Origin of the sequence: Corallococcus sp. 4LFB (assembly GCF_046520365.1) — a bacterium.
Classification (GTDB): Bacteria; Myxococcota; Myxococcia; order Myxococcales; family Myxococcaceae; genus Corallococcus; species Corallococcus caeni.
On record NZ_JBKGHJ010000907.1, the window covers coordinates 1 to 1,812 of the forward strand.

A 1,812-nucleotide genomic window follows, 5' to 3' on the forward strand; every position below is an offset into this window, starting at 1 on the left:
CGAAGCGCAGGCGCAGGCCCGTGCTGGAGACCTCCGCCGCGGACAGGCGCGCGGTGTCCAGCGTGGGCACCTTGTAGCCCCGGCTCAGCGCGGCCAGCTCGCACAGCGCGGGCAGCACGCGGGTGGAGAAGCCGGTGGCGCCGCGCACCTCCACGTCCGGCAAGAGGCCCAGCGCGCCCACGGCCTCCGACAAGAGGCCCGGCAGCTGCACCGACGGCGTCGCGGAGAAGCCATACAGCCGCACGTCGTAGACGTAGACGGCCAGCCGGTCCCCGTCCGCGTCGAAGGCGATCTTGAACGTGAACGGCGTGCGCTCCGGCGCGGGCAGCCGGCCCTGGCCCTCCAGGTAGCCGGGGCGGAAGTGCAGCCGCAGCTCCTCCACGCCCGCGAGCCGCCCGGCCAGCTCCGCCACCTTGCGCGTGACGAGGTCCGCGTCGACCGTCAGCTCCAGGAAGCCGAACAGCAGCTTCTTGCGCTGGTAGCGCGTGGCGCCCGCGCTGACGTTGAACGGGAAGCTGACGTCCGGAATCTGGAGCGCGAAGTCGGCGATGCGCAGCCCGGGCTGGACCTCCAAGGCCGGAAAGCCCACGAACGCGCGCCGATCCAACAGGCGCAGCTCGGGGGCGGCGCCGGATGCGGGCGCGGCGGGCTTGGGGGACTCGCTATCGGTGGCCATCGTCGGAGGCTGGGGAGGCTACCATGACCCCTAAGCCCTGGAATTTTTGGGCAAACCCCCGCCTGGGAGGCAGGCGGCGGGGCACGATGTACCCAGGTGAATCCGCCCTGGAGGAACGTCATGCGCCCAAGGCGGAAGCCGTGCAAGATGCCGCGCCGTGCTGGCCCCCGACGCACTGGTTCTCGACGGTCGTTTCCGGGTCCTCGGGCCCCTGGGCTCCGGAGGCATGGGTGAGGTGTACCTGGGCGAACAGGTCTCCCTGGGCCGCAAGGTCGCCATCAAGGTCCTCCACCACGACCTGCACGCCCAGGCCGGCATGGCCGAGCGCTTCAAGCGGGAGGCCCGCCTCCTGTCCGCCGTGGAGCACCCGGCGGTGGTGCGCATCGTGGACTTCGGCGAGTCCGGCGACGCCGCGTGCCTCGTCATGGAGTTCGTGGAGGGGCAGAGCCTCCACGACGCGCTCCAGGGCGGTCCGCTCCTCGCCCCCCGGGCCGTGGCGCTGCTCCAGCAGCTGGCGGAGGGCCTGGCGGCCATCCACGACAAGGGCATCATCCACCGCGACCTGAAGCCGGAGAACGTCCTCATCTCCCCGTCGGTGCGCGGGGAGCAGGCGCGGCTCCTGGACTTCGGCATCGCGCGGCTGGTGGAGCCGGACGCGAACAGCGCGCTCAGCCAGGTGGGCGTGGTGCTGGGCACGCCGGAGTACCTGTCCCCGGAGCAGGCCGTGGGCGCGAAGGTGGACACGCGCAGCGACCTGTACTCCTTCGGCGTGCTGGCCTACCGCGTGCTGTCCGGGCGGCTGCCGTTCGACGGGCCCTCGCCGCGCCACTTCCTGTCGCAGCACGCCTCGCACGCGCCGCTGCCCCTGGACCGCGCGGCCCCGCAGCTGTCGCGCTACGTGGGGCTGCTGTCCCTGGTGATGCGGCTCCTGGACAAGGACCCGGCGAAGCGGCCGCAGACGGCGCGAGGAGCTGGCGGACGCGCTGGGCCTGGCGCACGCGGCGCTGATGGCGTTCACGCCCAGCCAGGGCACGCCCAGCGTCCACGCGAACATGACGCCCTCCACGGGCACGGCGGCCTTCGGCGTGAATCCCGCGCCCGCCGGCCCGGGTTGCCTCGCGCCGCTCCGTCCGAAT

At 73.0% G+C, this 1,812-nt stretch carries 2 protein-coding genes; one reads left to right on the forward strand and one right to left on the reverse strand.

The genetic code is table 11. From position 1 onward, the window contains the following. On the reverse strand, positions 1–676 hold a 676-nt coding region (locus ACLEQD_RS42650; protein WP_410391687.1), incomplete at its 3' end, for a hypothetical protein. A gap of 226 nt (positions 677–902) precedes the next feature. On the opposite strand from ACLEQD_RS42650, the gene ACLEQD_RS42655 reads away from it, so the two are divergent. After that, a partial coding sequence (locus ACLEQD_RS42655; RefSeq protein WP_410391688.1) for a serine/threonine-protein kinase occupies positions 903–1,812 on the forward strand: 910 nt, incomplete at its 3' end.